The organism is Alcanivorax sp. (genome assembly GCF_051117345.1).
Classification (GTDB): Bacteria; Pseudomonadota; Gammaproteobacteria; order Pseudomonadales; family Alcanivoracaceae; genus Alcanivorax.
On the sequence record NZ_JBNPEC010000147.1, the window covers coordinates 1 to 5,036 of the forward strand.

Genomic DNA, 5,036 nt, shown 5'->3' on the forward strand with positions numbered 1-5,036 from the left:
GCGGTGGATCCCTGCTGGAAGTCAACAAACTGGTCAGCCTGTTTATCAATCGAGGCCCCACCGTACAGGTGCGCGAGTCCAGTGGTCGCGTCAGCATTGAAGGCGACAAATTTCCCGGGGTGCTCTATGCCGGCCCCATGGCTGTAATGGTCAACCGCTTCAGTGCTTCCGCCTCGGAGATTTTTGCCGGCGCCATGCAGGATTATGGCCGCGCCCTGATTGTTGGCGACCAGACCTACGGCAAAGGCACGGTACAGACCTTGCTGGATCTGAATCACGGCAAGCTGAAAATGACCAATGCCAAGTTCTACCGGGTTTCCGGTTCCAGTAACCAGAACCTGGGCATCGTGCCTGACGTGGATATGCCTTCTCTTATCGACAAGGATGAGGTGGGAGAAAGCTCCTTGCCTAATGCCCTGCCCTGGGATGAAATCGACTCGGCCAAATACCAGCGGGTGAGCGATATTGTCCCCTACCTGCCTCAGCTGCGCGAAAAGCACTCCAGCCGCATTGATAAGGACCCGGAGTTCGTCTACGTGGAGTCCCTGCGCAAGCTTCTCGAGGAAAATCGCAATCGGATTGAGCTGTCACTGAATGAGAAGAATCGCACCGCAACACAGAAAGCGCTCGACAGCCAACGCCTTGCCATTGAGAACAGCCGCCGCAAGTCTCGAGGCGAAGAACCGCTGAGCAGCATCAAGGAGCTGCGCGATCTGGAGGAACAGCGTGCGCTGGACCCGGAAAGTGATGAAGAATCCATCGATGAAGATCCCTACGTACGGGAAACCGGTGAGATTCTGGTGGACTACATGAGCCTGATACGAGAGAACCAGGTGGCGCGCAAAGGCTGATCTCGACTGTGGCAATAAAAAAACCGGCTTTTGCCGGTTTTTTTATGTTTCAGGCCAATGCCTTGAAGCCCCACCGCGCCGGGTTATCACCCAGCCCGGCTTTCAGTGTTCGTCGGCCCAGTTGATGATTCAGGTTTTCCAGGGCGCGCTTGGCCGGGTCCGGCAGAAACCGCACCCCGAAACTGGCGGCACTGACAGCGGTTTTCACTACCCGCACTGCTGTGGCGGCCGGAACACTGCTGTTGATGTTGAGATCATCCGCCACCTTGTCACCGATAAGATAACGGCTGAAGCCGAGCCATACCTCATAGGAAAAATTGAACGGCGGCTTGCCGGCCATGTCACGCAATAGTGCCTTGGCAAGGGACTCGCTGTCCGCAGTGGGCTCATACAGATGTGAGGTCAACTGCATGGCGAGGATTTCCTGTTCTTCCGGGGTAGTTGTCAGCAATGCTTCGTCGACACCAAGCAGGTAACCCGCATAACGCCAGAAATAATGCATGGATTCATGCTCATGGCGACTGATCTTCAGGCCAAGACGCTTGAGACCCCTGACCACCATGAAATCGAACTCCAGGATGGTGCCAGCCATGTCCTCCTGGTTGATTGGCAGGTCGTATTTGGCATTGTCCCAACGGGGGTTGCTGGCAAGAAACTGGCGTACTGCCGCGTGAAGCAGCCGCACTTCCATCAGGGTTCGATGCCCCAGACTTCCAGGCCGGATGCCGTCGTCGCCAACGATGTTGTGGAGCATTTGCCCGGTTTCGTAAATTCTGCGGGAAACATCTTTCTGCAGGCGACCGGTGGCTACCAGCACCTGGGAAGGCTTGTTGTGCGCGTAGCCTTCCACAAGGCTCGAACACATCAGCACCAGGCCCTGCAGCGCGCCATTGCGGCGGTACATACGCCGACCCAACTCCATGGCATCGAAATCAACCCACGATGGCACCGTGTGGCAATGGTCCAGAAAGGCCTGAAAATCCCCACCCTCTTCCCTGGCCCGCTTTTCCACCTCATCCAGCAGGCCGGAAGGCCGCGTGAATTTGATTTGCGCGGCGCAACGATCTGCCAGCGGGTCCTGTACCTGCCGCCAGGCATTCAGACGTTCATGGGAATAGCGATCCCACCAGACCCGTTCACGGGGAGTTTGCGGGCCGCGCTCGAAGCGGATCAGTTCCTGCGGTGTTGCCATCATTACCTCGCGATTGTTGTTATCTCGGAACTCGTGAGTTCTGAAAATAACGCTAGGCCGCCAAGGCTAGACGGTCAACACACTAAACAGTGAAATCTGTTACCCCTTCGATAAGCGTGTTAATCAACCATTGAGGCGCATCCAGGGGAAGGTCATGGCCCGCCTGGGGGTGGGATTTGATGGGTAGGTCCCAGGCCTGCGAGAGAGCCTTCGAGCAAGCCGGGCTGACAAGCCGGTCCCCTGCCCCATTGATAATCAGCACAGGCACGCTTTCCGGCAATGCGGCCGGGGCACGAAAACGCATGGCAGCAAGCAGCTGTCTGAGGCTATTACGCAGCGATACGGGTTGTTCACGGGCATAGTCCGCCCAGCTAGCTGCCAGCTGGTGAAGGAACGCCAGCTCGCGCAGATTGGAGGTAATTTCCAGAATAGCGGTTTCCTTGCGCAACCGGTCACGACTGAACACCGCATCGCTCAACAGGCGCCGGTAATTGCCCGGGCGCAGGCGTCGCCAGAACGGGCTGTAACGGCTGGCACTGGTGTTAATCAGGCCCGCAAAGGCCACTTCACGTGGCGCCTGACACAGCCACTGCACCGCAACCATCCCCCCCAGGGACAGTGCCACCAGATGGTAGGGCCCTTGATGGCCCTGCACGGCCAGCTGTTCACGAAGATGCGATACCATCGCGGCAACGCGCGTGGGGCTCCGGTCTTGCCAGAAACGACCATTCCCGGGCAAATCCACCGTCACCACCTGATCCTGTGGCACACTGGCCTGAAACTGTTCGGGGAAATCTTCCCAGTGCCTCTGCTCACGAACCAGGCCACGCAACAACACCCAGGTTCTACCCATGCCAGTCTTTCTCCCGAATTATAGACAAAATCCAACAGTGGCTTACTGTGCAGCCAATGACCCGAAATCCAATACCCGCTAGAATGCCACCGGCGTTCAGGATGGCAAACGGAGTTTCTTCGCGACTATGACACGAAAAACCGTAAAACGGGTTAAGACAGGCTCGGTTGAGCGACGCTTCTCCATGGCCAAGGCCGGCTTTCTGGCTGGCGCCAAGTATGCGACGTCCAGTGCCGGGTCTATATTCACCCCAAAGGATCAGCGTGAGGCTCGCCGCAAGGAGAACCTGTCCGCCCGTGCCCAGGAGCTGGTGGATGAACTGGGTAGACTCAAGGGGTCTGTGGTCAAGATCGGCCAGATGATGGCCCTGTTCGGCGAACATTTCCTCCCTGAGGAAGTGACCACCGCTCTGCATACGCTGGAAAACCAGACCACCGCCCTGGAGTGGCCGTCGATTGAGCGCCACCTCAAGCGAGAGCTTGGCGAGGTCAAAATGGCGGAGCTGGAGATTGAGGAGACCCCACTCGGTGCCGCCTCTCTGGCCCAGGTCCACAAGGCAATTCGCAAATCCGACGGCAAGGAGCTGGTGCTCAAGATCCAGTACCCCGGTGTGGCCGATGCCATTGATTCGGACATGCGGGCCCTGGTTCGTCTGCTCAAGCTGAGCCGGCTGGTGCCGATGACCGAGCAATTTAATCTGTGGCTCGATGAAGTGCGAGAAATGCTACAGCGGGAAGTGGATTACGATCTTGAAGCCCACACCACTCGCCATTTTCGTCACGTGCTGGCCGAAGATACCCGTTTTGTGGTGCCAGAAATCGTCACGGAGTATTCCAGCCACAACATCATGTGCATGACCTTCGAGCGCGGCATCAGCGTCACCGACCCGTCCGTGCTGAAGCTGTCCCAGGAGCGCCGCAACTTTATCGGTCGCGCCATCATGGAGCTGTGCTGCCGGGAAGTGTTCGAATGGAACAAGATGCAGACCGACCCGAATTTCGGCAACTATCTGCTGCGCTTTGGGGACAGCCCGGAGAATGACCAGATCGTGCTGCTGGATTTTGGCGCCATTCGGGATTTTGATAACGAGGTGTTGGGCCCAGGCCGCGAAATGATTCGTGCCTCCTTCCATCACGACGGCGACCGCCTGGTCCGCGCCCTCAACGCCCTGGATTTTCTCGCTCGTGGCGCGCCGCGCCGGCTGCTGGATGATTTCTGCTCGTTGTGCTTTGAAGCCATTGAGGTGCTGCAGGACCCGGACCGCTACCCGCCACCGGCAGAAGTACTCAATGACAAAGGGGAATACTGCTGGGGCAACAGCGATCTGCCCAATCGCATCATGAACCGGGCCAGCCGCAATGCTTTGTCCGTGCACTTTGACGTGCCGCCCAAGGAATTTATCTTCCTGGCCCGCAAGCTGCTCGGCGCCTACACTTTTTTGCATGTCATTGAGGCGGAAGTCCGGGGCAACACCATTCTTGAGCCTTTTATTCACATGCAGGAAGAGGCTGACGTGATCCTGGTTGATCAAAAAACCATCAGCCCGGTAGATTAATTGCTCAAAAAGTGACAAAAATGCGGTTTTATCACCCGCTTATCGGTGCGATAACGAATTGTCATTTGCCAAGGTGGCATAGCCACAATAAGGTTAGCACCCTGCTGAGAGCCTGTTTCAGGCCTTTGCGCCACCGACGAAGATCGTCGCCCGGTTTGCCTCACTGCAACGATTGCAGTATCGGGTCTACCGGCGGTATTCGACCTTCGCAGTGTGATGGATGACAGTAACGGCCAACCGGCCACCTATTTTCCAGCACACTCGGGACGCAAGGGCCTGAGACAGGCTCTTGTCGGTCGGCTCCCATGAAGCGACCGTTTAACGAGGCTTTCAAGGCGCCGGGTTGCCAACTCTGCCGCCCTGATAGCTGATTATTTGCGAACCACAGACGGGGGTAACGCAGGTGATTATCGGTGTTCCCAAGGAAATCTGCCCTGGCGAGCAGCGCGTTGCTATAACGCCTGCCAATGTCAGCGCACTGCTGAAAAAACAAGGTGTCGAGATCATCATTGAGCGTGGTGCCGGTGATATTGCCGGTTACCCGGACAGCACGTTTGAAGCTGCCGGCGCCAAACTGGTTGATCG

The 5,036-nt window shown here is 57.2% G+C and carries 4 protein-coding genes and 1 pseudogene; 3 read left to right on the forward strand and 2 right to left on the reverse strand.

Annotation, left to right across the window (positions count from 1 at the left end; all coding sequences use genetic code 11):
• Positions 1–851: carboxy terminal-processing peptidase (locus tag ACFE0K_RS09465; RefSeq protein ID WP_434535831.1), on the forward strand; the 851-nt coding region annotated here is incomplete at its 5' end.
• Positions 852–900: 49 nt separating this feature from the next.
• On the opposite strand, the gene ACFE0K_RS09470 is transcribed toward ACFE0K_RS09465, so the two are convergent.
• Positions 901–2,046 (reverse strand): oxygenase MpaB family protein, encoded by a 1,146-nt coding sequence (locus ACFE0K_RS09470; RefSeq protein WP_434535832.1) that lies wholly within the window; start codon positions 2,044–2,046, stop codon positions 901–903.
• Between the two features lie 79 nt (positions 2,047–2,125).
• A complete protein-coding gene (locus ACFE0K_RS09475; protein WP_434535833.1) occupies positions 2,126–2,896 on the reverse strand; it encodes an alpha/beta fold hydrolase in 771 nt (256 codons plus the stop codon).
• Positions 2,897–3,023: 127 nt separating this feature from the next.
• Here ACFE0K_RS09475 and ACFE0K_RS09480 point away from each other — a divergent pair, with 127 nt between their 5' ends.
• The gene (locus tag ACFE0K_RS09480) at positions 3,024–4,451 is read left to right on the forward strand and encodes an ABC1 kinase family protein (RefSeq protein ID WP_434535834.1); all 1,428 of its coding nucleotides are present in this window, start codon (positions 3,024–3,026) and stop codon (positions 4,449–4,451) included.
• A 403-nt stretch (positions 4,452–4,854) separates the two neighbouring features.
• A pseudogene (locus ACFE0K_RS09485) lies at positions 4,855–5,036 on the forward strand (NAD(P)(+) transhydrogenase (Re/Si-specific) subunit alpha); the annotation flags it as partial.

Coding starts and splice junctions, on each gene's coding strand:
- ACFE0K_RS09470 (WP_434535832.1), bottom strand. CDS start 2,046: ATGATGGCAACACCGCAGGAACTGATCCGCTTCGAGCGCGGCCCGCAA.
- ACFE0K_RS09475 (WP_434535833.1), bottom strand. CDS start 2,896: ATGGGTAGAACCTGGGTGTTGTTGCGTGGCCTGGTTCGTGAGCAGAGG.
- ACFE0K_RS09480 (WP_434535834.1), top strand. CDS start 3,024: ATGACACGAAAAACCGTAAAACGGGTTAAGACAGGCTCGGTTGAGCGA.